The following is a 23,538-nucleotide window of genomic DNA, read 5'->3' as shown; positions in this document are numbered from 1 at the left end:
CAATCACACACTTCGAAAACCCGGCCATAAGCGCCGGGTTTTCTTTTTTCTGCCAAGCGTTTGCCATCAGGTCAGTTTGGACTACCTTCCATTGCTGAACAGCAAATGGAGGAGTGCCATGCGTCTGCTTTCCCTGCCTGCACTTGCGGCCCCGTTTTTGGGCGGCCTTCTGTCCCTTGGACTTGTGACAGGCACCGTGCAGGCGCAAAATCAAGAGGAGTGGCTGACATCCAGCTCTCTCATCGACCCGGATGCGGAGCGAGAGCCGTTCGACCGCTATTCCTATGTGAACCCGGACGCGCCGAAGGGCGGCACCCTAAATTCGGCTGTCACCGGCACATTCGACAGCTTCAATCCATTTGTGGTGCGCGGAACATCGGCCGCAGGGCTGACGACTTTCGGAGGGCTTCTTTGGGAGACGCTGATGCAGCAGTCTCTGGAGGAGCCAAGCACCAGCCACCCGCTGATTGCCGAGGCCTTCAAATATCCCGAGGACTACTCGTCAGCCACTTACCGGCTCAACCCGAAGGCACGCTGGCATGACGGGGAGCCGGTCACGGCCGATGATGTCGCCTGGTCCCTTGAGATTCTCAAGGAGATCAGCCCCATGCACAATCGCTATTTCGCGAATGTGGAGCGAGCAGAGATCATCTCGGACCACGAAGTGAAGTTCATCTTCGACCAGGCTGGCAACAAGGAACTTCCGCATATCATGGGCGACCTGCCCGTGCTGCCGAAACACTGGTGGGAAGGCACCGACAAGGATGGCAATCAGCGCGACGTGAAACAGCCAACTCTGGAGCCGCCACTGGGGAGCGGCCCATACAAGATTGCAAGTTTCGACCCCGGCTCACGCATTACCTGGGAACGGGTGAAGGACTATTGGGGCGAAGAGCTTGCGGTGAATATCGGCCGCAACAATTTCGACCGCCGCGTCTACACCTATTTCACCGACGCCAATGCCGCCTGGCTTGCCTTCCAGAAAGGTGGCCTGGAAGACATCCAGATCGAGAATTCCTCGCGTCGCTGGGTCACCGGCTATGATTTTCCGGCGGTGAACGAGGGCGACATCGTCAAGCAGGTCTTCGATGATGGTGGCGTTCAGCCCATGCAGGCCTATGTGCTCAATCTGCGCGAGGACCGGTTTCAGGATCGCCGCATACGCAAGGCACTCACGCTGGTCTATAATTTCGAGGAGATGAACCGCACGCAGTTCTTCGGCCAGAACACACGCACGACCAGCTTCTTCCACGGCTCGGAGCTCGCAGCCACAGGGCTTCCTGAAGGGCGCGAACTGGAGATCCTTCAGGAATTCAAGGACAAGCTTCCGCCGGAGCTTTTCACCGAAGAATACAAACTGCCGGTCTATGATGGCCCCCAGGCAGAGCGTCAATATCTGCGTGAAGCGGTGCAGCTGTTTGCCGAGGCCGGCTGGGTCATCCGCGACGGCAAGATGGTGAATGAGAAAACGGGCGAACCCTTCACCATGGAGTTTCTGGGTCGCGGTCCGACCGACGAAATCATCGCTGGAGGCTTCATCCAGTCCCTGCGCAAGATCGGCGTGGATGCCAGCCTGCGCATCGTTGACATCTCGCAATACATCAACCGCCGAAACGAGTTCAATTTCGACGTGGTGACCGGCATATTCGGGCAGACGCTGTCTCCGGGCAACGAGCAGCGGGAATATTGGGGTTCGGAAGCCGCCTCCATCTCCGGATCGCGCAATCTCGGCGGCATTCAGGACGAGGTCGTGGACGCTCTGATCGACAAGATCATCTTTGCAAGCGACCGCGAGGAGCTGGTTGCGACGACACGCGCATTGGACCGCGTGCTCTTGTGGAACTACTTCATGGTTCCTCAATATCACCGCCCGGTCGTTTGGGTCGCCTACTGGAACAAGTTCGGCATTCCTGAGGAGCAGCCGGAATATGCCGGCCTCGACCTGGACAGCTGGTGGATCGACCCTGAAAAGGAAGCAGCCCTTGCTGCCAAATATCGCAGCCAGCAATGATTTTGAGGAGATCGGCGGATGAATGACCGTTTCGAGCTGAACCGCCGCCATTTCCTCTCCGGTTGCGGAGCGGCGGTGGCTTCGACATTCCTGCCCGCACCAGCAATGGCCAAGCTGCCAACCGACAAGGCGCTGTTCGGCCTGTCAGCATTCGGTGAGCTCAAATATCAACCGGGCTTCACGCATTTCGAATATGCAGCCCCCGAAGCGCCAAGAGGCGGCATGTTCCGCTTCCAGCCTTCCTACTGGTTCTTCAATCAGTCCACGCTTACCTTCAACACGCTCAACAGCTTTGTCCTTGGTGGCGATGCGCCGCCGCGCATGGAGCTGTGTTTCGACAGCCTGATGGTGCGCGCTTTCGACGAGCCGGATGCTCTTTACGGGCTGGTGGCCGAGAGCGTTACCATTTCGCCCGACCGCAACAGCTACCATTTCAAGCTGCGGCCGGAGGCCCGTTTTCACGACGGCTCCCCTCTCACGGCCCAAGACCTTGCCTTCACCTATGATCTTCTGAAGGAGAAGGGCCATCCACAGCTGCGACTGCCGCTTGGAGTATTGAAGGAGGCGGTGGCGGAAGGAGATCACGCGTTCCGGCTCACCTTCGATGGCTCCCAAAACGATCGAGCGATACTCGATCTGGTGACCTACCCTATCCTTTCAAAGGCATTTTACAGCGAGCATCCCTTCGACAGTTCACAGCTCAATGCACCGCTTGGCTCCGGTCCGTACAAGGTCGGGCGGTACGATGCAGGAACTTTCATCATCTATGACCGCGTGGCCGACTATTGGGCAGGCGATCTGCCCGTCAACCGCGGCCTCTATCACTTCGATCAGATCCGCATCGACTTCTTCCGCGACCGCAATGCCGGTTTCGAGGCGTTCAAGAAGGGCGATGTGGAATGGCGCGAGGAGTTCACCTCCAAGGTCTGGGCAACCGGATATGATTTCCCGGCCATCAATGATGGGCGCGTGGTCAAGAATGAAGTTCCCGGCGAGAAGCGGCCGGACATGCAGGCCTGGGCCTTGAACCAGCGCCGGGAGCGGTTTCAGGACATGCGTGTGCGTCAGGCGGTCAGCCTCTGCTACGACTTCGCCTGGACGAATCGCAATTTCTTCTACGGCATCTATGAGCGCAGCGAGTCGCCTTTTCAGAAATCGGACTTCATGGCGGAAGGCACTCCCAGTCGGGAAGAGCTCGCATTGCTCGAACCCCTACGTGGTCAAATCCCGGAAGAAGCTTTCGGCCCGGCTGTGAAGCCACCTGAAAGCGATGGCTCCGGGCGGGACCGCAACAATCTCCAGCGTGCCGGAGCGCTCCTCGATGAAGCCGGCTGGAAGACGGATGGCACAGTGCGCCGAAACGCGAATGGTGAGCCGCTGACGCTTGAATATATCGTGCGGGACGAGGTTTTCGTTCGCGTGGAAACGCCCTTCATCGAGAATATGCGGCGCATCGGCATCGATGCCTCCATTCGCCTGCTGGACGCTTCACAATACCAGTCGCGCGTGGCGAGCTTCGACTTCGACATGGCGGGCCTGCGCCAATCCCTTGGCGGCACCCCCACAGTCGATGGCCTCAAGCAGCTCTTTCATTCCCAAAGTGCAGCCACCGACGGCACCCGCAACCTGCCGGGCACGCGCAGTGAAGCAGTGGATTCGCTGATTGATGTTGCGGGCGAGGCGCAAACGCGCGCCGATCTGGTCATTGCGCTGCGCGCTCTTGACCGGGTGGTTCGCGCGCGGCACGACTGGATCATGCAGTTCCACTCGGCGAATCACCGCCTTGCCTATTGGGACATCTACGGTTTCAAGGAGCAAAAGCCTGACTATTTTTTCCCCGTGGAAATGCTCTGGTGGTACGACGAGGAAAAGGCACGTGCGATTGGCAAGGCCTGACAGCGTCACTCCTCTCTCGATTGCAGCAGAATTTGACGGAGCATATTGCTGATGGGCGCCTATATTCTCCGCCGACTCCTCCTCATGATCCCGACCCTGATCGGCATCATGACCATCTCCTTCATCGTGGTGCAGTTTGCGCCGGGCGGGCCGGTCGAGCAGGTCATTGCACAGGTCACGGGCCAGGGTGGCGGTGCCGATGCGCGCATTTCAGGCGGCGGCAGCGACTTTGGTGCCGGACAGGAATTCGAGGCCTCCGGCGGCGGCGGCTCCAGCAAGTACCGAGGCGCGCAGGGGCTTGATCCCGAGTTCATCGCGTCTCTGGAGAAGCAGTTCGGATTTGATAAGCCGGCTCATGAGCGCTTCTTCATGATGCTGTGGAACTATGCGCGCTTCGATTTCGGCGAGAGCTATTTCCGCGACATTTCGGTGGTGGACCTGATCCTGGAAAAGATGCCGGTATCGATCTCGCTCGGCCTATGGATCACGCTCATCTCATACCTCATCTCCATTCCGCTTGGCATTCGCAAGGCGGTCAAGGACGGCTCGGCATTCGATGTGTGGACGAGTGGCATCGTCATTGTTGCCTATGCCATTCCGGGCTTTCTCTTTGCCATCCTTTTGATGGTGCTTTTTGCCGGCGGGTCGTTTTTCGACTGGTTCCCGCTGCGCGGGCTGACCTCGGAGAATTGGGAAAGCCTTTCCTGGCCGGCGCGCATCCTTGACTATTTCTGGCACCTGGCCCTGCCGCTGACGGCCATGGTGCTTTCCGCCTTCGCCACCACGACGCTTCTGACCAAGAACTCGTTCCTGGACGAAATCCGCAAGCAATATGTCATCACGGCCCGCGCCAAGGGTCTGTCGGAAAGCCAGGTGCTTTATGGTCACGTTTTCCGCAATGCGATGCTCATCATCATTGCGGGCTTTCCAGGCGCCTTCATCTCGGCCTTCTTCACCGGCTCGCTTCTGATCGAAAGCATCTTCTCGCTTGATGGTCTGGGGCTTCTGGGCTTCCGCTCGGTGATTGACCGCGACTATCCGGTGGTCTTTGCCAATCTCTACATTTTCTCGCTGATCGGCCTCGTCGTCAGCCTGATTTCCGACCTCACTTATACGCTGATTGACCCACGCATCGACTTCGACCGGAGGGATGTGTGATGTCGGAGTTCCAGGTCGAGGCAGAAGTCGAAAAGGTTCGCGATCAGGCGCAACGCGGCTGGCTTTCGCCAATCAACAAGCGCCGCTGGGAAAGCTTCAAGGCAAACCGGCGCGGCTACTGGTCGCTCTGGATCTTCCTTATCCTCTTCGTGCTGTCGCTGTTTGCGGAATTCATCGCCAATGACAAGCCGGTGCTTGCTTCCTACAAGGGCGAGATACTCGTTCCAGCACTCGTCGACTATCCGGAGGAGAAGTTTGGCGGCTTTCTGGCTGTCACCGATTACCGCGATCCTTTCATCCAGGAGGAGATCAACGCGAATGGCTGGATGATCTGGCCGCCGATCCGCTACTCCTATCGCACGGTCAATTCCGAGATTCCCGAAGCGGCCCCTGCCAAGCCGTCCTGGCTCTATGACGAGGAAACCCGCTGCCAGCGCTATTCCGGGGGTGTTGAAGACCCACGTTGCACAATGGGCAACTGGAACTGGCTCGGCACGGACGACCAGGCGCGCGATGTGCTGGCGCGTGTCATCTATGGTTTCCGCATCTCGGTACTGTTCGGCCTGATCCTGACGGCAGCCTCTGCCGTGATCGGTGTGACCGCGGGCGCGGTACAGGGCTATTTCGGCGGCTGGACCGATCTCCTGTTTCAGCGCTTCATCGAAATCTGGTCCTCCATCCCGGTCCTTTACCTCATCCTCATCATTGCTGCCGTCCTGCCGCCGGGTTTCTTCATCCTGCTTGGCATCATGCTGCTCTTCTCGTGGGTCGCCTTTGTCGGCGTGGTGCGCGCAGAGTTTCTGCGGGCGCGCAATTTCGAATATGTGAGTGCGGCGCGGGCGCTGGGTGTTCCCAACCGCACCATCATGTTCCGTCATCTCCTGCCCAATGCGATGGTGGCCACGCTCACCTTCCTGCCCTTCATCCTGAATGGCTCGATCACCACGCTGACCTCTCTCGACTTCCTGGGCTTCGGCCTGCCGCCCGGCTCGCCTTCGCTTGGTGAACTCCTGCGTCAGGGTCAGCGCAACCTGAACGCCCCCTGGCTCGGCATCACCGGCTTCCTGAGCCTGTCCATCATGCTCTCGCTGCTGATCTTCATCGGCGAAGCCGTCCGCGACGCCTTCGACCCACGGAAGACGTTCAAATGAGTGGTGCCGTGTCAGAAACTCCCCTCCTCTCCATTCGCGATCTTTCCGTCGCCTTCACCCAAGGGCCGCAGGAGACCTTGGCGGTGGACCGTGTTTCCTTCGACATCGCCAAGGGCGAGACAGTGGCGCTCGTGGGCGAATCCGGCTCAGGCAAATCCGTCACCGCGCTGTCAGTCCTGAAGCTTCTGCCTTATCCCGCAGCAAGCCATCCGACGGGCCAGATCATCTATGGCGGAAAGGATCTGCTTTCGGCTTCGGATGACGAATTGCGAAAGGCGCGCGGCAACGAGATCTCCATGATCTTTCAGGAGCCGATGACCTCGCTCAACCCGCTGCACACGATCGAAAAGCAGATCGGTGAGGTTTTGAAGCTGCATCGCGGCATGGGGGAAAATGCCGCCCGTGCGCGCACGCTGGAGCTCATGAACCAGGTCGGCATCCGCGATCCGGAAAAGCGGCTATCCTCCTATCCGCATCAGCTTTCCGGCGGACAGCGCCAGCGCGTGATGATCGCCATGGCGCTCGCAAACGAGCCGAACCTGCTGATTGCCGACGAGCCGACCACAGCGCTTGATGTAACGGTGCAGGCGCAGATTCTGGAGCTGCTTGCGCGGCTGCGCAAGGAGAACGGCATGTCCATGCTGTTCATCACCCATGATCTGGGTATCGTGCGCAAGGTTGCCGACCGTGTCTGCGTGATGACGGGCGGCAGAATAGTTGAAAGCGGCCCCACGAAGGAGATCTTCGAGAACCCGCAGCACGCCTATACCCGCCACCTTCTTGCAGCCGAGCCCAAGGGCGAGCCGCCTGCGCTCGACACGTCCGCCGAGACCGTGATCAAGGGCGATGATGTCAAGGTCTGGTTCCCGGTCAAGAAGGGGTTCCTGCGCCGCACCGTGGACCATGTGAAGGGTGTCGATGGCGTCGACATTACCGTACGCGCCGGGCAGACGCTGGGTGTGGTCGGCGAATCCGGCTCGGGCAAGACAACGCTTGGTCTGGCGCTGTCGCGCATGATCTCGTCCAAAGGCGAAATCCGCTATCGCGGCGAGAATATCGACACCCGCTCCTTCCGCGAGATGCGGCCCTTGCGGCGCGAGATGCAGATCGTCTTTCAGGATCCCTATGGCAGTCTCAGCCCGCGCATGTCGGTCGCCGAGATCATCCAGGAGGGGCTGAAGATCCACGAGCCGGGCCTTTCCGCCACCGAACGCGACCGGGTGGTGGTCGATGTGCTTCAGGAAGTGGGCCTGAAGCCCGAAACACGCTTCCGCTATCCGCATGAATTTTCCGGCGGCCAGCGCCAGCGTATCGCCATTGCCCGCGCCATGGTGCTTAAGCCCCGCTTCGTGATGCTGGACGAGCCGACCTCCGCGCTCGACATGAGCGTGCAAGCGCAGGTGGTCGATCTTCTGCGCGATCTGCAGAAGCGGCACAATCTGGCCTATCTCTTCATCAGCCACGACCTGAAGGTGGTTAAGGCGCTCGCCAATGAGGTGATTGTCATGCGCGCCGGAAAGGTGGTCGAGGCGGGGCCTGCCGAGCAGATCTTCAATCACCCCAAGACCGATTACACTCGCGCCCTGATGGCAGCCGCCTTCGATATCGAAGCCGTGCCGGGCGGTGTCGTCGCCGACTAGCTTTCCAACCGAACGAGGCCGATCATGAGCGAAGCCAAGGGCCGCGTGCTCCTCTCCATGACCAGCATGCACCCGAAACGCTGGTATGATCTTCTGTCAGCGGACCGCGAGGTGGTTCTGGAACCCGATGGCGAGGCGGATCCAAATATCGATTACGCAGTGGTGTGGAAGCAGCCGCATGGCGTTCTCAAGAAGCTGCCGAACCTGAAGGCCATCTTTTCGCTCGGTGCCGGTGTCGATCACATCCTGACCGATCCCGACCTGCCTGACGTGCCGATCGTGCGCGTGGTGGCCGACAATCTCACCCAATATATGCGCGAATATGTGGCCTGGCGGGTGCTCGATCATCACCGCATGGGTGCCACTTATCGCAGCCAGCAGAATGAGTGCGTCTGGCATGAGCCGCCGCAGCCGCCGGCAAACGAGGTCAATGTCGGCATCATGGGGCTTGGCGAGCTTGGCCGCGCTGCTGCGAATGCGCTTCTGGCACTGGGCTTTTCCGTCAATGGCTGGAGCCGGACGCAGAAGCAGGTGGAGGGTGTTGCAACCTTCCACGGGGAGGATGGGCTGACGCCTTTTCTGGCGAGCACCGACATTCTCGTCGTGCTCCTGCCGCTCACCCCCGCCACGCGCGGCATCGTGAATTACGATCTGTTGAACCGGCTGCGCAAGGATGGCCCGCTTGGCGGCCCCGCCCTCATCAATGCCGGTCGCGGCCAGCTTCAAAACGAGGCCGACATCCTGCGCGCGCTGCAGGATGGCGTTCTGAAGGAAGCAAGCCTCGACGTCTTCGAGGCCGAGCCGCTTGATCCCCGAAGTCCGCTCTGGTCGCATCCACGCGTCTTCATCACCCCCCACGCCGCCGCCAGCTCCGATCCCGCGCATCTTGCGCCACTGATGCTGGAGCAAATGGACGCCTTCGAACGCGGCGAACCGCTGCGAAACCTGGTTGACCGCGAGGCGGGGTATTAGGGAAGCGAATAGTGGGTGGTGGGGAGTGAATAGGGAATGGTGGCGCCACCTCTCCGTCATCCCGGCCGAGCGCAGCGAGAGCCGGGACCTATTGAGAGGCGCGGCCGGTTTCTGCAGAAGGTGCAGATGGTTGCGGCAGGCGCTTGAGCGACGACCGGGCCGTGCTCTTCAATCTTCTGCCAATGGGTCCCGGATAGCCTTCGGCTTCCGGGATGACGATGATTATGGTGCAGGAAGAGGTGGTTAAGATTGCGCCCCTACGCACCCCCCCTCTGTCCTGCCGGACATCTCCCCCACGGGTGGGGAGATTGGCTGGCATGGGTGTTGCGCCTACCTGGTGGCGAACGATGCAGGGCTTCCTGCTGCTGATCTCCTACACCGTGGACATGCCGCACCTGCGCGCCCCCCTCTGTCCTGCCGGACATCTCCCCCACGGGTGGGGAGATTGGCTGGCATGGATGACTCGCTTATCCTTCAATATAGGGAGCCGACATCGCCGCGAATAATCTCCCCCCTTGTGGGGGAGATGTCCGGCAGGACAGAGGGGGGCGCGCAGGTGCGGAAACCTTCAATCCGATTGCCCACACCCCATCATCACCACGCCCGCGAAACCGCGTCTGGTCATTGTCAAAGAACCGGGAAGACGGGCGGCCACAGTGACGCCAGTCTGAGTTTTATATGTGCGACCCTGAGGCCGCCCGTCCGGCCGCTGTCCCGCTGTCGGTCGGTCACTCCGGCCCCGCTTGTTGACCCCGGCTGCACCTTCTTCAGGTGGTCTTTGCCGGGCAAGCGTTGCCCTCGCGGCTTCTCCGCAGCTTTCGCATCGTCTGTCACCCGATGCTACCGGCCGCCGACCTGTCGCAGGCCCTCACATGCTTCGGGTACCGAACCCGAAGGGGAGGCTGCCGCCGCCCTCCCCGACTGCCCGGTGCGCATCCGGGTTCCCGTGAGGGCGATAGCTGGAGTGTAGTGCGGGTGGCGATGGCGGGGATAAAGAGGGTGAATAGTGAGTGGTGAATAGCGAATAGGGAGGGCCTTCATCAACGCCGTCATTGCATGGTTTGGCCATGAGATTCAGGGCTTTGCGCGGGATGGAGGGTTCTGGAGGCGGAGATGGAGTGCGTGCTGGGGCGGTCGGGTTTTATCCTCGCCGCTCCGGCATGGATCCTCGGGTCGGGCCCGAGGATGACGAGGTGGAAGGGTGACTTACAAGCAGCGTCATCCCGACCGAGCGGAGCGAGAGCCGGGACCCATTGAGAGGCGCGGCCGGTTTTCGCAGAAGGGGCTGATGGTGCTGGCGGGCGCTTGGGCGAGGACAGGGCCGCGGTCTGCGATCATCTGCCAATGGGTCCCGGATAGCCTAACGGCTTCCGGGATGACGTGGAGGTGAAAGCGCTGTTCCAGGTTCGTCATCCTATGGCTTGTCCATAGGATCTGCTGTCTGCTCAACTTGCTCAGCACAGGCGTGCTTCATTGCGGCAGATCCTCGGCACAAGGCCGAGGATGACGGGGTGGAGGGGTAAGCCCCTCAATCGCCCATCTTGAGCGCTTGAATGAAGGCTTCCTGCGGGATTTCCACCTTGCCGAACTGGCGCATGCGCTTTTTGCCTTCTTTCTGCTTTTCGAGCAGCTTGCGCTTGCGGGTGACGTCGCCGCCGTAGCACTTGGCGGTCACGTCCTTGCGCAGGGCGGAAATGGTTTCGCGGGCGATGACCTTGCCGCCGATGGCGGCCTGGATGGGGATCTTGAAGAGGTGCTGAGGGATGAGTTCCTTCAGCTTTTCGCAAAGCGTTCTGCCGCGGCGGTCGGCCTGTGAGCGGTGAACAAGCATGGAGAGCGCGTCGACCGGCTCGGCATTGACGAGGATCGACATCTTGACCAGATCACCCTCGCGATAGTCGGTGATCTGGTAGTCGAAGCTGGCATAGCCGCGCGAGATGGATTTGAGCTTGTCGTAGAAGTCGAAGACGACTTCGTTCAACGGCAGGTCATAGACCAGCATGGCGCGCGAGCCGGCATAGGAGAGATCGGCCTGGATGCCACGGCGCTCCTGACAGAGCTTGAGGATGGCGCCCAGATGCTCGTCGGGCGTGAGGATGGTGGCGCGTATCCACGGCTCCTCGATCGAGGCGATCTTCATCACATCGGGCATGTCTGCCGGATTGTGCAGCTCGATCTGCTCGCCGCTGGTCAGGTTCATCTTGTAGACGACCGAGGGGGCGGTTGCGATCAGGTCGAGATCGAATTCGCGCGACAGGCGCTCCTGGATGATCTCCAGATGCAGAAGGCCCAGGAAGCCGCAGCGGAAGCCGAAACCGAGAGCGGCGGAGGTTTCCATCTCGTAGGAGAAGGAGGCATCGTTGAGGCGCAGCTTGCCGACGGCGGCGCGCAGGTCCTCGAAATCATCCGCATTGACGGGGAAGAGGCCACAGAACACCACCGGCTGGGCGGGCTTGAAGCCCGGCAGCGCCTTGGAGGTGGGGCGCTTGTCCTCGGTGATGGTGTCACCGACGCGGGTGTCGGCAACTTCCTTGATGGAAGCGGTGATGAATCCGATCTCGCCGGGCCCGAGGCTTTCCACCATGACCATCTTGGGCGTGATGACGCCGACGCGGTCGACCTGATATTTGGCGCCGGTGCCCATCATGCGGATGGTCTGGCCCTTTTTCAGCTCGCCATCAATGATGCGGACCAGAACGATGACGCCCAGATAGGCATCGTACCAGCTGTCGACCAGCATGGCTTTCAAAGGCTCGGCACTTTCGCCCTCCTTCGGCGCGGGCAGGCGCGTGACGATGGCTTCCAGCACATCCTCGATGCCCAGCCCGGTCTTGGCAGAGATCATCAGCGCGTCGGAGGCATCGAGGCCGATAACATCCTCGATCTGTTCGCGGATGCGATCGGGCTCGGCTGCCGGCAGGTCAACCTTGTTGAGGACAGGCACGATCTCATGGTCGTTGTCGAGCGCCTGATAGACATTTGCCAGCGTCTGCGCCTCCACGCCTTGGCTGGCGTCAACGACGAGCAATGAGCCCTCGCAGGCAGCCAGCGAACGCGAGACTTCATAGGCGAAGTCGACATGGCCGGGCGTATCGATGAGGTTCAGCACATAGTGCTCGCCATCCTTCGCATCATATTCAAGGCGCACCGTGTTGGCCTTGATGGTGATGCCGCGCTCGCGCTCGATATCCATCGCGTCGAGGATCTGGTCCTTCATCTCGCGGTCTTCAAGAGACCCGGTCATCTGGATCAGACGGTCGGCGAGCGTGGACTTTCCATGGTCGATATGGGCGACGATGGAGAAGTTGCGGATGCGGGAAAGAGGCGTCTTTGTCATGTCCGCGCGTATAGAGCATTTATACGGGCGTTGGGAAGGCTCAAACGCGTTGAGCCCTGCCCGATTTTTACCGGCACTTAACCCTAGTCATAGGTCAGATCGCCCGCCTTGCCGCCGAAGACGCGGTAGGCATAGACCGTGTAGCCCAGGATGATCGGCAGAACGAAGGCGGTGCCGATGAGGATGACGGCCAGGCTCTCGGTCGCGGCAGCAGCTTCCCAGATGGTCATCTGGTCGGGTACGACATAGGGGTAGAAGGAATAGGCAAGACCGCCGAAGCCCAGTGCAAAGATGGCCGAGAGCACGATGAAGGGCTTGAGCGAATGCTCGTCCTCGTGGCCCGGCAGATGCACGCACATGCGCCACAGCCACAGGAAAAGGCCGAGTGCTGCAATGGGCAGGGGTGCCAGCCACACAATCTCCGGCAAGGTGAACCATTTCTCGAAGATGCGCGGGCTTGCAAGCGGTGTGGCGGCAGAAACGGCGGCCATGCCGGCGGCAGTGAAAACCAGCGTGCGACGCAGCCAGAACACGGCCTTTTGCTGCAGCTCCCCCTCCGCCTTGTAGATGAGCCAGGCCGATCCCATGGCCGCATAGGCGGCGGCGAGGCAGAGTGCGACGAGGGCTGCGAAGAGCATGGCGGCTATGCCCTGCTGGAGGCCCAGAACATAGATGCCGAGCATGTAGCCTTGAGCAAGTGCCGCGAGCAGCGAGCCGGCGAAGAACATACGGTCCCAGCGGTGCTTGCGGTGGATGGGCACCTTGGCTCGGAAGTCGAAGGCCACACCACGCAGGATAAGCCCGACGAGAAGCAGGAAGACGGGAATATAGAGCGCTGTCAGGATGACGCCGTGAGCGATCGGGAATGCCACCAGCAGCAGGCCGACCGCGAGCACGAGCCATGTCTCGTTGGCATCCCAGAAGGGGCCGATGGAGGCGATCATGATGTCCTTGTCATCCGTGTCGGCGGCGGCAAAAAGAATGCCGATGCCCAGATCGAAGCCGTCGAGGATGACGTAGAGCAGGATCGCAACGCCCATCAGGCCGGCGAAAATGAGGGGCAGAAGGGTTGGCCAGTCGATGCTCATGCTTCTGCCTCCACGGGCTGGTCGAGCGGGCGGTCCTTGACCGCGGGATCGGGTTCCTCGTCGCCTTCCTTGGACGCCTTCACGGCCATGTAGACCAGAACGCCCAGATAGACGAAGAGCAGGACGGCATAGAGCGCGAGATAGCCTGCGAGTGAAAGCGCTACCTGCCCGCCACTAACGGGGCCGACGGCCTCACCCGTGCGCAGCACGCCGGTGACCAGCCAGGGCTGGCGGCCGATCTCGGTCACGTACCAGCCGGCAAGCACCGCCACCCAACCGGACAGGCCCATGGGCACGAGACTGTAGGCCACCCAGTTGGGCAGGACCTTGCGGCGGAAGAGATAGAAGGCGGCAGTCCAGGAAATAAGGAGCATGGCCATGCCCACGCCCACCATGATGCGGAAGGCGTAAAAGACGGGCGCGACCGGCGGATGCTCGCCCTCGAAATCATTGAGGCCCGGTACTACGCCCGACGGGCTGTGCTTCAGGATGATCGAGGCGACATTGGGGACTGCAATCTCGAAACGGTTCTCGCGCGCATCCTCATCGGGAATGGCGAAGAGCACCAGGGGCACGTTTCCGCGCGTTTCCCAGTTGGCCTCCATGGCGGCCACCTTGGCGGGCTGGTGTTCGAGCGTGTTGAGGCCGTGCTGGTCGCCGGCGAAGATCTGCAGTGGAATGAGGATCGCGCCGAGCGCCACGCCGGTCTTCAACGCCTTCCACATGGAGGCTGAGCGGTCACCCAGGACATAGCGCAGGGCGGAGAAACCCGCGACGAGGAAGGCGGCTGTAAGGCCCGAAGCCAGAAGCATATGAACCAGACGCCACGGGAAGGACGGGTTGAAGACAATCTCGAACCAGCTTGTCGGATAGGCGACACCGTCACGCATCTCGAAACCGGCGGGGGTGTGCATCCAGGAATTGAGCGCGAGAATCCAGAACGCGGACATAGTGGTGCCGAAGGCGACGAGGAAGGTCGCCAGCGTGTGCACGCGGTTCGACACCCGGCGAAAACCGAAAAGCATGATGCCGAGGAACACTGCCTCGAGGAAGAATGCCGTCAGCACCTCATAGGCCAGGAGAGGGCCTGCGATATTGCCGACCTTTTCCATGAAGCCCGGCCAGTTCGTGCCGAACTGGAAACTCATGGTCACGCCGGAAACAACGCCCAGGGCAAAGGACAGCGCGAAGACTTTCACGAAGGTGAAATAGGCGCGCATCCAGGCATGTTCGCCGGTGCGGTTGTATTGCAGCTTGAAGTACAGCAGCACCCAGCCCAGCGAAATGGTGATCGCGGGAAACAGGATGTGGAAGGAAATATTGGCAGCGAACTGAATGCGTGACAGCAAAAGCGGGTCCATCAGGACCTCCCGAACGTGTTCGACACGCACCCATTTAGGACTCCTTGTATAACAGATCAAAGTGGCGACATGCCGCTGCGTCATAGCGACACAATTATGCCGCAAAGCCAGCCGGTTAACCGAAACTTCACGCAAGGGAAGCAATCTTGAATTGCAGGTTGACGCTGGGAGAGGTGCGTCTGCGATGCGGAGGGGGAAATATTGCTGTCTCAGCTTGCCACCCGCCTTGGCCTCAAGAGCCGTTTTGCGCCTGCAAAAAGACGGGCGGGGCTTGCCGCTGCCGATCCTTCACTGACAATTTCCCGCGCCGTGCGCGGTCTTCGCCGACGCTACATCATGGTCATGGCCGCGCTGATCGTGCCGGGCATGCTCTTCATCATATCCGCGCATATGGTCAATCAGCGCTATGCGCAGGTGACCGAGATGGCCATGGTCACGGCCAAGGCGGAAGATGTCGTCAAACGCATCAACCGTACAGCGCTGGAAATGAGCAGCGACCGGTCCAGCGAATATGTCTGGATCAAGACCGCGCTCAATGTGCAGGCGGACGAACTGGAGGAGACCTGCATGCGCGCGGAAACGCTGTGGGGGGAACTCGATCCGGAGCTTCGCCAGAAGATGACGGTCGTCACGCCTTACGGGCCGCGATCGCCGGCTGAGGTGTTGGCAGAATTCCACGGCAAGGTGGTTGAGGCGACACAGATGAAAGTGAGCGAATGGCCCGGTGCCGGACGCCGGCTTGACGGCGATGTCACCTATCTGGTGGCGCCGTCGCTGTCGCAGCTTTCTGCAAAACTCCTGAGCTTCAACAAGGCCTTGGCCGATCAGGTGAAGATCGCCATCAACATTCTCGGCCTGGTGCTGGCGGCCTTTGCCGCGGCCATATTGTTCCTGCTCTTTTTGCCCATGGAACGCTCGATACGCCATGCGCTGGCGCGGCTGAAGGGAGCACTTGAGGATGCAAAGGCCGCAGACCGGGCGAAAAGCGAGTTCCTGGCCAATATGAGCCACGAGATCCGCACGCCGATGAATGGCGTGCTTGGCATGGCCGAGCTTATGGCTAATACCGAACTCGACGCACGACAGCGCACCTATAACGATGTGGTACTGAAGTCGGGTCATGCGCTCTTGACCATCATCAACGATATTCTCGACTATTCGAAGATCGATGCGGGCCATGCGCAGCTTGAGCCGGTGCCGTTCAATCTTGCCGAAGCGGTCGAGGATGTTGCTACCCTCCTCTCCTCCCGCGCTTCGGAGAAGGATCTGGAGCTGATCGTCGATATCGCGCCTGACCAGCCCCATTGGGTGGTGGGCGATGCCGGGCGTATCCGCCAGATCCTTACCAATCTTGCCGGGAATGCGGTGAAATTTACCGAGCAGGGCCATGTGCTGATCGAGCTGATCCGTGAAGGGGACGAAACGCTGTTTCGCGTTACAGACACGGGCATCGGCATTCCAGAGGAGAAGCTTGCCAGCGTCTTCGAGAAGTTCAGCCAGGTGGATGGCTCCTCGACCCGCCGACACGAGGGTACTGGACTTGGGCTCGCCATCGCTTCTCGGCTTGTCGAGATGATGGGCGGGAGCATCAAGGCGGAGAGTACGCTGGGCAAGGGCTCCACCTTCTCATTCCGTATTCCGCTTGCTGCCCATGAGGGTGAGGAGCGCGCCGACCCCGCCCTTTCGCAGGTGGAAGGCGCGCGCATACTCATCGTCGATGACAACGAGATCAACCGCCGCATCCTGACCGACCAGACGCGAAGCTGGGGCTTTGAGAGCTGTGCGGTGGAAAATGGCGTGATGGCACAAGCCTTCATGCAGCAGGCAAGGGCGCAAGGTGTGACTGTCGACCTCGTTCTGCTCGACTATCAGATGCCACAGATGAGCGGGCTTGAGGTGCTGCGGCAGATGGGGGCCAGGGGATGGCTTGATGAGACGGCCGTTCTGCTTCTGACTTCCGTCGATGACACGCGCACGACCCGCGAGCTGCGGGCGGCCGGTGCCAGTTCGATCCTGACCAAGCCGACGCGCTCCTCGCTCTTGCGTGAAACGATCTGCGAGGTGATTTCGGGGCATCGCGGCGCGACGCCACGGCACGCACCCGTTTCGCCCGAGCAAACGCAAGCGCCGGTGGAAGCGGGCGCGGCTGCCGCCGAGGAGTTGCGACCGTCGCTGGCCCCTGCACCGATCGTTTTGCACCCCAGGCCGGTGAAGCCCTCAGAAGATCGTGCGGTGAAGCAGCGGATACTTGTGGCGGAGGACAACGAGGTAAACCAGCTCGTTTTCCGTCAAATCCTGTCGGGCTTCGGCCAGGACTTCTCTTTGGCGGAAAATGGCCGGCAGGCGCTAGAGCTTTGGAAGAAGGAACGCCCTGCGCTGATCATCATGGATGTTTCCATGCCAGAGATGAACGGGTTGGAGGCAACACGGGCGATCCGGGAGATCGAGGAAAGCGAAGGTCTTGCCCGCACGCCCATCATCGGTGTCACCGCCCATGCGCTCAAAGGTGACCGCGACAAGTGCATGGATGCGGGCATGGACGACTATCTGACCAAGCCCGTCTCGCCCGGACGGCTGGAATCGAAAATCCTCGAATGGCTACCGCGCAGCGCCGAGGCGGCCAGCGCCTGAAGCTTTGCGTCGCCGGAAGAAGATGCGGTGCGCGAAGGGCGCGGTGATGCCGTGCAGCAGAATTGACAGCGCGATGGTGACGACCGTGATGTCTGCCACCATGTCGGCGGATGCGAAGCCGGACTGTTCGACCACGAGGAGCAGATAGAGGACCGAAGCCAGTCCACGCGGGCCGAACCAGCCCATGAAGGCGACACCGCCCATCCCTATGCGGGAACCGATGGAGGCAAGGGCGACCGGCACCATGCGGATGAGCGTCAGGCTGAGGATCGCATAGACAAACACATTCAGCCCGTCGACCTGCAATGCGCGCGGCAACATGACTGCGCCGAAGAGCAGGAAGGTCACATTGGTCAGGAGCACGCCTTCGGTGCCGGCGAAACTGGATGCGCGTTCGACGAGCGGCCGGGGAAGCTGAAAACCGAAGGTGAGGCCTGCGACGAAGGCCGCCAGAAACCCGTTGCCGTGCACGAGTTCCGCCGCAAAATAGGCAAGGCCTGCCAGTGCTACCATTATGGGCGTTCTGCCGGTCGAGAAGGCTGCATCGCGACCTGCCAGGCGTGACAGAGCAAAAGCACCGAGCCACCCCACCAGAAGCCCCACCAATGGCCCGAACACGACCTGGCTTGCGAAGAAGCCGAGATGCTGCGCCAGGCCGGTTCCCTCCGCCTTGGTGGCAAAACCCAGCACGATCAGCAGAAGCGGCAGGCAGAGCCCGTCATTGAGACCGCTTTCGGCATCCAGCGCTTCACGCGGGATTTCAGGCAGGCTCTCATCATCGAAGACGGGTTGCGCCAAGGCGGCGTCTGTGGGGGTCAGCAGGATCGCGACAACGATTGCTGCGGCCAGTCCCAGCCCCGGAAAGAGCACCAGCGCAACACTTGCGCCGGCGAGAATTGTCAAAGGGATGCCAATCAGAAGCAGGCGCAGGGTGAGCATGGCTATACGACGCTCGGCCAATACGCTTGAGAAGCGAATGCTGGCGGCATCGCGAAAAAGGATAATGACGAGCGTGCCGGTGGCCAGGAACTCGATGATCGAATTGTCCGCATCAGACAGGACGGGAAGACTGAACCAGGCAAATGCCAGCCCGAGCAGCGTGAAAAGCATCGGGCCGGACAGCATCGACTTTTCCAATCGCGGCCCCGCCAGCGCATAGAGCGTGAAGGCCAGGAAGATCAGTGCCAATGCTGCGTGATGCTCCACCTATGCGCCTCCTCGTGTCGCGGCCTCTGCCGCTTCATGCTTTTCCTTTTCCGCCCAACGCAGCTGCTTGTAGTCGAAGCCGAAGACCAGCGTCGGCTTCACGATTTCGAAATAGGGAGAAAGATCGAAATCACGCGGCGTGAAAAGCGAATGGTGGCGGATATGCAGTATTTCCTCGCGTGAATAAACGGACTCTGCTGTCGCATGGCCCTTCACCTGCACGATCTCGGGCAGGATGGGATAGGCCACGGACTGGAAAGCCTGCGCGATTAGCGAGGAGCAGATGGCTCTTGTCGGATCGCCTGATCCGAGCGCAATCATGCGACGACGCCACCGTACCGGAACCGGCGGGGTGGGCAGGAAATAGCGCATCAGATCGAAGATGTTGCGCATGTCATAGCGCAGACCAAGGCGCTGGATCATGTAGTTGGCGACCGCGTTGCGGTCCTCCGGCGTCAGACCCACCGCGCGACAGATCCGGGTGTTGTAGGTGCGGTATTTCGAAAGAGGCACGGCGATGCAACCCTGACCCAGAATGACCTCTACAAGACGGGGGCGCTCGGACCCGTCTTCGGGTTCAGGCAGCATGTCGCCGACATAAAGAGCCGCATGGCTCCAGGTGGATTGGGTCAGATATTTGATCGCAGCGGAAACGCGCTGGTTGCCTTCCACCAGGATGATGTCGCCCGGTTGCAGGGTGCGGCTTAGCGTTTCCGGGTCGGAGGGCGTATAGGGCTGATAGCCGGACGATTCCGATTCCAGCCGACGTGCCAGAAACTGCCCGAAACGATCCAGCAAGCTGTCGGGACCCGGTTTTGGAATATGCGGCTGCGCGTCTTCTTCACCACCCACGTTCAATGATCCTGTTTTTCGCGCTGCATTACCCGCTCGATCTTGCGGCGCAGCTTCTTGCCTTCCTTGTCGAAAAGCTCTTCGGCATGCGCAAGCGCCTGGCGGCGCAACTGCTTTTCGCGCTGACCTATTCGCTTCTGCAAGAGCTTGGCTGCTTTGGGATCGAGCGAAAGTTCATCCGCCTTGAGGAGATGCGAAAGATTGGCGATGTCGTTCAACTCGCCCAGCACATCTCCAAGCCTTTCTGCTCTCTTGCGCCGCGAAAGCCGGCTGCCCGGCCACATTGGACCCAAAAGGCCAAGATGCATCCAGTGATATTTCACCGATTTGCGCATCTCGTGAAAATCGTGTTCGTCGCCGCGCTTGCGCGCATGCTTGAAGGCCTTGCGCGCCTTGGTGATCATGGTGCGTGCCCCGGAGGCAAGCAGTTTGGCCCCCTCATCGGCATCCGCCGGCAAGGCAAGTGCGGCGAAGGCGTGCTCAACAGTATCGATCTCTTCGAGGGCAGAAGGGATCAAGTCGCTGCGTCCGGCCTCTTCCTCAATGATCTGAACGCGACGTTGGTCCAGCGCGCGATGAGCGGTGCCAAGAACCTCGCGTTTGTCGTCATCCTTCTCGCGCTCCAGCAAGCGGTCCAGGGTTTCCACCGCAGCATCTGCATCGCGCTGACGGGAGAGCGCGCGCGCTAGATCACGCAGACGCGCATTCTGCGCATGGTAGAAGTCTTCGTCGCCCTTGCGGATCAACCGCAGGAGGCCGCGCAAGCGCTTGATGCTCTTGCGCGTCATGTGGAGCGCGCGCTGGCGCCCTTCGGGCATCTCCTTGAGCTGGCTGCGCATGGTGGCGAGTTCCTCGCCGGCGATACGACGAAGTTCGGCATCCACTGGCAGTGCAGGGTCGATCCGGTAACTCATGATGTGATGTCCGGCATTCCGTTTAGGGCAAGATTGGCGTTGTAGAAGCGGGCATCGCCCGTGACCTCGCGACCGAGCCATGGAGGAAGGTAGGCATCGGGCACCTCTTCCGTGGTTTCCAGCTCTGCGAGGATCAGTCCGGACAATGGTCCCGCAAACTCGTCGACTTCGAACCGAAGCATGTCGTGCGGCACGATGTTCCGTGTCTTTTCGATCACGTCACCAAGGGCGAACCGCGCCATGGTTTCGGCTTCCGACAAGGTAGAAGAGTATGCGAATTCTTCACGATTGCGCTCGGCGGCGCCAAGCTTCAGCGTAAGCTTTGCTTCCTCGCCATTCTTGACGCGCATGCGCAGGGAGCGATCGCTACCCGCGACGATGTAGAATTGGCGGATTGCGACCGAGTGCGTGACGAGGTGACGCCAATCCTCACTCGCCACGAGAAACTTGCGTTCGCTTTCGATCGCCATCACCGCTCCGGGACTTTGCTCGCACAGGCGCCTTGTTTTGCATCAAAGCGGCGGCAGGGCAATCTCTACCAGCAGCCGTGCTTGACGAACAAGCGCAACCACTCCTATTTTAGAATCATTCTAAAGTAAGGAATTTCGCTCATGTTCTCCCGCTTTTTCGGTGCGCAGCGCCGTGCTTTCGACAGTCTTGATGAAAGGGAAGTTCTGGCGCTGGCCATTTCCTCCGAAGAGGATGATGCGCGCATCTATCGGGCCTATGCGGAGAGTTTGCGGGACGATTTTCCGCATTCGGCGGCTGTATTCGAGGAGATGGCGCGGGAAGAAGACGGCCATCGGGCACAACTGATCGAGGCCTATCGGCAGCGCTTTGGAGAGCAGATCCTTCTCATCCGGCGCGAGCATGTGCGCGGCTTCTACCAGCGCAAGCCTGACTGGCTGGTGCGCCCGCTGGGGCTCGACAAGGTGCGGGCTGCAGCAGAAGCCATGGAAGAGCAGGCAGCACGCTTTTATCTCGAAGCGGCCAAGCGGACGCAGGATGCGGGATTGCGCAAGCTTCTCGGTGACCTGGCGGCGGCAGAACAGGGCCATGAATCGCTGGCGCGTCGTCTGAGCGAGCAGCATCTGGACGAGGAGGCTCTTGCCGAAGAAGATGCGACCGCGCACAGGCAGATGGTGCTGACCTATGTTCAGCCCGGACTGGCCGGGTTGATGGATGGATCCGTTTCCACGCTTGCTCCGATCTTTGCCGCAGCTTTTGCCACAGGCGACACGTGGCAGACTTTTCTCGTCGGCCTGGCCGCCTCGCTCGGTGCCGGCATCTCGATGGGCTTTACCGAAGTGGCGTCCGATGATGGCGTGATCTCGGGACGAGGCTCACCGATCAAGCGGGGTCTGGCGACCGGCATCATGACCACTATCGGCGGGCTGGGACATGCCCTGCCCTATCTGATCCCGCATTTCTGGACGGCGACGGCAATCGCGATAGCGGTGGTTTTCGTAGAGCTTTGGGTGATCGCCTGGATCCAGAACCGCTACATGGAGACGCCATGGGGGCGCGCGACATTCCAAGTGGTGCTGGGTGGTGCATTGGTGTTTGCCACCGGCATGTTGATCGGCAATGCGTGACAAGCAAAAGGCCGCTCCGGCAAGCGGAGCGGCTCCTCCGGGACGTTGACACCTTTGAACCGCGCGTGCACTTGAAGAAGAGGGAATATACCTATATTGGTATATAGAGGGGTGGGCTGAGTGGCGAAGCAAGAGCGACGGATAAATTGGCTATATGATTCCAAAAAGCAGCTTCTGAGCTTTCCGAAAGAGGTGCGGATTCAGGTTGGCTATGCACTTAGCGAAGCGCAGATGGGTCGGAAAGCCGACTATGCCAAACCGCTTAAGGGTTTGGGCTCCGGGGTCTTGGAAATCGTAGCCGACCATTCGACTGATACTTATCGGTCGGTTTATGCGGTGAAGCTCGGTGACGACATCTATGTTCTGCACTCGTTTCAGAAAAAATCGAAGAGCGGGATCAAGACGCCGAGGCCGGATATTGAAATAATCAAAAGCCGATTGCGCGCGATCACGCAAGAACTCGCCGGATCGAAAAAGTCGACAAGGAAAATGACATGACCAAGGATCAGCTTCCCGTGGAAATAGAGATCGGAAGTGACAATGTCTTTGCCGATCTCGGGCTTGAAGATGCGCCGGAGTTGAAGCTGAAGGCTGCCATCGTCGGCCAGATCAACTCCATCTTGCGCCATCGGCATCTGACGCAGGTTCAGGCTGCTGAACTGCTGGATCTGCCACAACCGAAGATTTCTGCGCTCAAGAACGGGAAGCTGCGCGGGTTTTCCCTTGAGAAGCTTCTTGAGATCATGGTCAAACTTGATCGGGATGTGGAGATCAGCTTCAGCAAATCAGGCAGGAAGAGCGGTTCGCGCTACTTCATCCGCAGCGAAAATGGGCGCACCCCGGTCGCTGCTTGATAGGAGGTTGCCAGGAAAATCGGGATATTGAAAAGGCCGCTCCGGCAAGCGGAGCGGCCCTTTGGCTGAAGACTGAATTTTTTACTCGGCGGCCGCCAGATTGACGCGGGTTTCGGCGAGCTTGGTCAGCTTCTCATCGGTCGCCTTCTCTTCCTTGAGCGTGCGCTCGAGAACCTGAGCGACGTCGTTGCGGCCGAGTTCCTTTGCCCAGGTGATCAGCGTTCCGTAGCGCGTGATCTCGTAGTGCTCGACAGCCTGTGCGGCAGCGATGAGGGCAGCGTCGAGAACCTGCTTGTCCTCGGTCTCGCCGATCAGTTCGTTGGCTTCCTTGATGATGCCGTCGATTGCGGGGCAATCGACACCCTTGGCTTCAACATCCAGGAGGCGGAAGGCCTCTTCCAGATTTTCGATATGGCCCTCGGTCTCCGACAGATGGGTTTCAAAACCCTGCTTGAGCTGCGGATTGGTGGCCTTGTCGATCATTTTCGGCAGCGCCTTGGAGATCTGCTTCTCGGCATAATAGATGTCGCGAAGCGTGTGGATGAACAGGTCATCCATGGTCTTGATGTCACTCGAAAACAGACCCATGGTGAAATTCCTCTTGTCCTTGCTTTTTCGTGCAGGCCGCGCGAGGCAGGGGAGTTCGCTGCGGCCTACCCACTAACAGGCTCGCGCCCGGGGCTGTTCCATCACGAATGTTAAGTAAGCGACCTTTTTCGCCCGGCTTGCTGCAAGCTGCACAGGCCGCAGATGTTGCGGCGCAACAACATGTCGCGGCCATTCAGCCCGAACGCCTTGGTTCAGCCTGATTTCCTCCCTTTTTCCGCCCATGAGAATCTGTTTTTGCAGCGCAGAAACCGCGTGGTGATTCA

Annotated in this window: 18 protein-coding genes; 10 read left to right on the top strand and 8 right to left on the bottom strand. The window is 60.2% G+C overall.

The genetic code is table 11. The features are described 5' to 3' along the window. Window positions 1-118 precede the first annotated feature (118 nt). Genes WA367_RS04695 through WA367_RS04670 form a run of 6 tightly spaced genes read left to right on the top strand, consistent with a single transcriptional unit; the run spans window position 119 to window position 8,828 of the window. Window positions 119-2,011 carry an extracellular solute-binding protein gene (locus WA367_RS04695; protein WP_336055639.1) on the top strand — a complete coding sequence of 631 codons (1,893 nt, stop codon included), beginning with the start codon at window positions 119-121 and terminating at the stop codon, window positions 2,009-2,011. Window positions 2,012-2,029: 18 nt separating this feature from the next. Next, window positions 2,030-3,907, top strand: a complete 1,878-nt coding sequence (locus WA367_RS04690; RefSeq protein ID WP_336055638.1) for an extracellular solute-binding protein — start codon at window positions 2,030-2,032, stop codon at window positions 3,905-3,907. A 51-nt stretch (window positions 3,908-3,958) separates the two neighbouring features. Further along, window positions 3,959-5,065 carry a microcin C ABC transporter permease YejB gene (locus tag WA367_RS04685; protein ID WP_336055637.1) on the top strand — a complete coding sequence of 369 codons (1,107 nt, stop codon included), beginning with the start codon at window positions 3,959-3,961 and terminating at the stop codon, window positions 5,063-5,065. Then, window positions 5,065-6,216, top strand: coding sequence for an ABC transporter permease (locus WA367_RS04680; protein WP_336055636.1), 1,152 nt, complete (start codon window positions 5,065-5,067; stop codon window positions 6,214-6,216). The genes WA367_RS04685 and WA367_RS04680 overlap by 1 nt, the downstream gene beginning before the upstream one ends. After that, on the top strand, window positions 6,213-7,856 hold the full coding sequence (locus tag WA367_RS04675) for an ABC transporter ATP-binding protein (RefSeq protein ID WP_442935539.1): 1,644 nt from the start codon (window positions 6,213-6,215) through the stop codon (window positions 7,854-7,856). The genes WA367_RS04680 and WA367_RS04675 overlap by 4 nt, the downstream gene beginning before the upstream one ends. 24 nt (window positions 7,857-7,880) lie before the next feature. Further along, entirely contained in the window at window positions 7,881-8,828 is a 948-nt protein-coding gene (locus WA367_RS04670) for a 2-hydroxyacid dehydrogenase (RefSeq protein WP_336055634.1), read from the top strand. Window positions 8,829-10,356: 1,528 nt separating this feature from the next. Here the strand turns inward: WA367_RS04670 and lepA are convergent. The 3 genes from lepA to WA367_RS04655 form a co-directional block, all read right to left on the bottom strand. Further along, window positions 10,357-12,165: a translation elongation factor 4 gene (lepA, locus tag WA367_RS04665; protein WP_336055633.1), complete on the bottom strand. Its 1,809-nt coding sequence runs from the start codon at window positions 12,163-12,165 to the stop codon at window positions 10,357-10,359. Window positions 12,166-12,248: 83 nt separating this feature from the next. Continuing rightward, complete coding sequence (locus WA367_RS04660) at window positions 12,249-13,253, bottom strand: cytochrome d ubiquinol oxidase subunit II (RefSeq protein WP_336055632.1); 1,005 nt, start codon at window positions 13,251-13,253, stop codon at window positions 12,249-12,251. Then, window positions 13,250-14,614 (bottom strand): cytochrome ubiquinol oxidase subunit I, encoded by a 1,365-nt coding sequence (locus WA367_RS04655; RefSeq protein WP_336055631.1) that lies wholly within the window; start codon window positions 14,612-14,614, stop codon window positions 13,250-13,252. The genes WA367_RS04660 and WA367_RS04655 overlap by 4 nt, the downstream gene beginning before the upstream one ends. 201 nt (window positions 14,615-14,815) lie before the next feature. Here WA367_RS04655 and WA367_RS04650 point away from each other — a divergent pair, with 201 nt between their 5' ends. After that, the gene (locus WA367_RS04650) at window positions 14,816-17,245 is read left to right on the top strand and encodes a response regulator (protein ID WP_336055630.1); all 2,430 of its coding nucleotides are present in this window, start codon (window positions 14,816-14,818) and stop codon (window positions 17,243-17,245) included. On the opposite strand, the gene WA367_RS04645 is transcribed toward WA367_RS04650, so the two are convergent. Genes WA367_RS04645 through WA367_RS04630 form a run of 4 tightly spaced genes read right to left on the bottom strand, consistent with a single transcriptional unit; the run spans window position 17,213 to window position 20,687 of the window. Next, window positions 17,213-18,451, bottom strand: coding sequence for a cation:proton antiporter (locus WA367_RS04645; RefSeq protein ID WP_336055629.1), 1,239 nt, complete (start codon window positions 18,449-18,451; stop codon window positions 17,213-17,215). The two genes, WA367_RS04650 and WA367_RS04645, sit on opposite strands and share 33 nt — an antisense overlap. Continuing rightward, window positions 18,452-19,273, bottom strand: a complete 822-nt coding sequence (locus WA367_RS04640) for a YiiX/YebB-like N1pC/P60 family cysteine hydrolase (protein ID WP_336056038.1) — start codon at window positions 19,271-19,273, stop codon at window positions 18,452-18,454. Between the two features lie 32 nt (window positions 19,274-19,305). After that, entirely contained in the window at window positions 19,306-20,217 is a 912-nt protein-coding gene (locus WA367_RS04635; protein WP_336055628.1) for a CHAD domain-containing protein, read from the bottom strand. Further along, window positions 20,214-20,687 (bottom strand): CYTH domain-containing protein, encoded by a 474-nt coding sequence (locus WA367_RS04630; RefSeq protein ID WP_336055627.1) that lies wholly within the window; start codon window positions 20,685-20,687, stop codon window positions 20,214-20,216. Before WA367_RS04630 ends, WA367_RS04635 begins: the two co-directional genes overlap by 4 nt. A gap of 141 nt (window positions 20,688-20,828) precedes the next feature. On the opposite strand from WA367_RS04630, the gene mbfA reads away from it, so the two are divergent. From mbfA to WA367_RS04615, 3 genes are all read left to right on the top strand, one after another. Further along, entirely contained in the window at window positions 20,829-21,812 is a 984-nt protein-coding gene (gene mbfA / locus WA367_RS04625; protein ID WP_336055626.1) for an iron exporter MbfA, read from the top strand. A gap of 120 nt (window positions 21,813-21,932) precedes the next feature. Beyond that, entirely contained in the window at window positions 21,933-22,310 is a 378-nt protein-coding gene (locus WA367_RS04620; protein WP_336055625.1) for a type II toxin-antitoxin system RelE/ParE family toxin, read from the top strand. Then, a complete protein-coding gene (locus WA367_RS04615; protein WP_336055624.1) occupies window positions 22,307-22,666 on the top strand; it encodes a helix-turn-helix domain-containing protein in 360 nt (119 codons plus the stop codon). The genes WA367_RS04620 and WA367_RS04615 overlap by 4 nt, the downstream gene beginning before the upstream one ends. Window positions 22,667-22,747: 81 nt before the next feature. On the opposite strand, the gene WA367_RS04610 is transcribed toward WA367_RS04615, so the two are convergent. Then, window positions 22,748-23,254, bottom strand: a complete 507-nt coding sequence (locus WA367_RS04610) for a YciE/YciF ferroxidase family protein (RefSeq protein WP_336055623.1) — start codon at window positions 23,252-23,254, stop codon at window positions 22,748-22,750. Window positions 23,255-23,538 lie beyond the last annotated feature (284 nt).

It is taken from the genome of Nitratireductor sp. CH_MIT9313-5 (assembly GCF_037029545.1).
In the GTDB taxonomy this organism is placed as follows: Bacteria; Pseudomonadota; Alphaproteobacteria; order Rhizobiales; family Rhizobiaceae; genus Chelativorans.
This window is presented reverse-complemented; position numbering and strand designations above follow the sequence as displayed.

Excerpts from the sequence above, each read along its gene's own strand:
- WA367_RS04695 (WP_336055639.1), top strand. The coding sequence starts at position 119 with ATGCGTCTGCTTTCCCTGCCTGCACTTGCGGCCCCGTTTTTGGGCGGC.
- WA367_RS04690 (WP_336055638.1), top strand. The coding sequence starts at position 2,030 with ATGAATGACCGTTTCGAGCTGAACCGCCGCCATTTCCTCTCCGGTTGC.
- WA367_RS04685 (WP_336055637.1), top strand. The coding sequence starts at position 3,959 with ATGGGCGCCTATATTCTCCGCCGACTCCTCCTCATGATCCCGACCCTG.
- WA367_RS04680 (WP_336055636.1), top strand. The coding sequence starts at position 5,065 with ATGTCGGAGTTCCAGGTCGAGGCAGAAGTCGAAAAGGTTCGCGATCAG.
- WA367_RS04675 (WP_442935539.1), top strand. The coding sequence starts at position 6,213 with ATGAGTGGTGCCGTGTCAGAAACTCCCCTCCTCTCCATTCGCGATCTT.
- WA367_RS04670 (WP_336055634.1), top strand. The coding sequence starts at position 7,881 with ATGAGCGAAGCCAAGGGCCGCGTGCTCCTCTCCATGACCAGCATGCAC.
- lepA (WP_336055633.1), bottom strand. The coding sequence starts at position 12,165 with ATGACAAAGACGCCTCTTTCCCGCATCCGCAACTTCTCCATCGTCGCC.
- WA367_RS04660 (WP_336055632.1), bottom strand. The coding sequence starts at position 13,253 with ATGAGCATCGACTGGCCAACCCTTCTGCCCCTCATTTTCGCCGGCCTG.
- WA367_RS04655 (WP_336055631.1), bottom strand. The coding sequence starts at position 14,614 with ATGGACCCGCTTTTGCTGTCACGCATTCAGTTCGCTGCCAATATTTCC.
- WA367_RS04635 (WP_336055628.1), bottom strand. The coding sequence starts at position 20,217 with ATGAGTTACCGGATCGACCCTGCACTGCCAGTGGATGCCGAACTTCGT.
- WA367_RS04630 (WP_336055627.1), bottom strand. The coding sequence starts at position 20,687 with ATGGCGATCGAAAGCGAACGCAAGTTTCTCGTGGCGAGTGAGGATTGG.
- mbfA (WP_336055626.1), top strand. The coding sequence starts at position 20,829 with ATGTTCTCCCGCTTTTTCGGTGCGCAGCGCCGTGCTTTCGACAGTCTT.
- WA367_RS04615 (WP_336055624.1), top strand. The coding sequence starts at position 22,307 with ATGACCAAGGATCAGCTTCCCGTGGAAATAGAGATCGGAAGTGACAAT.
- WA367_RS04610 (WP_336055623.1), bottom strand. The coding sequence starts at position 23,254 with ATGGGTCTGTTTTCGAGTGACATCAAGACCATGGATGACCTGTTCATC.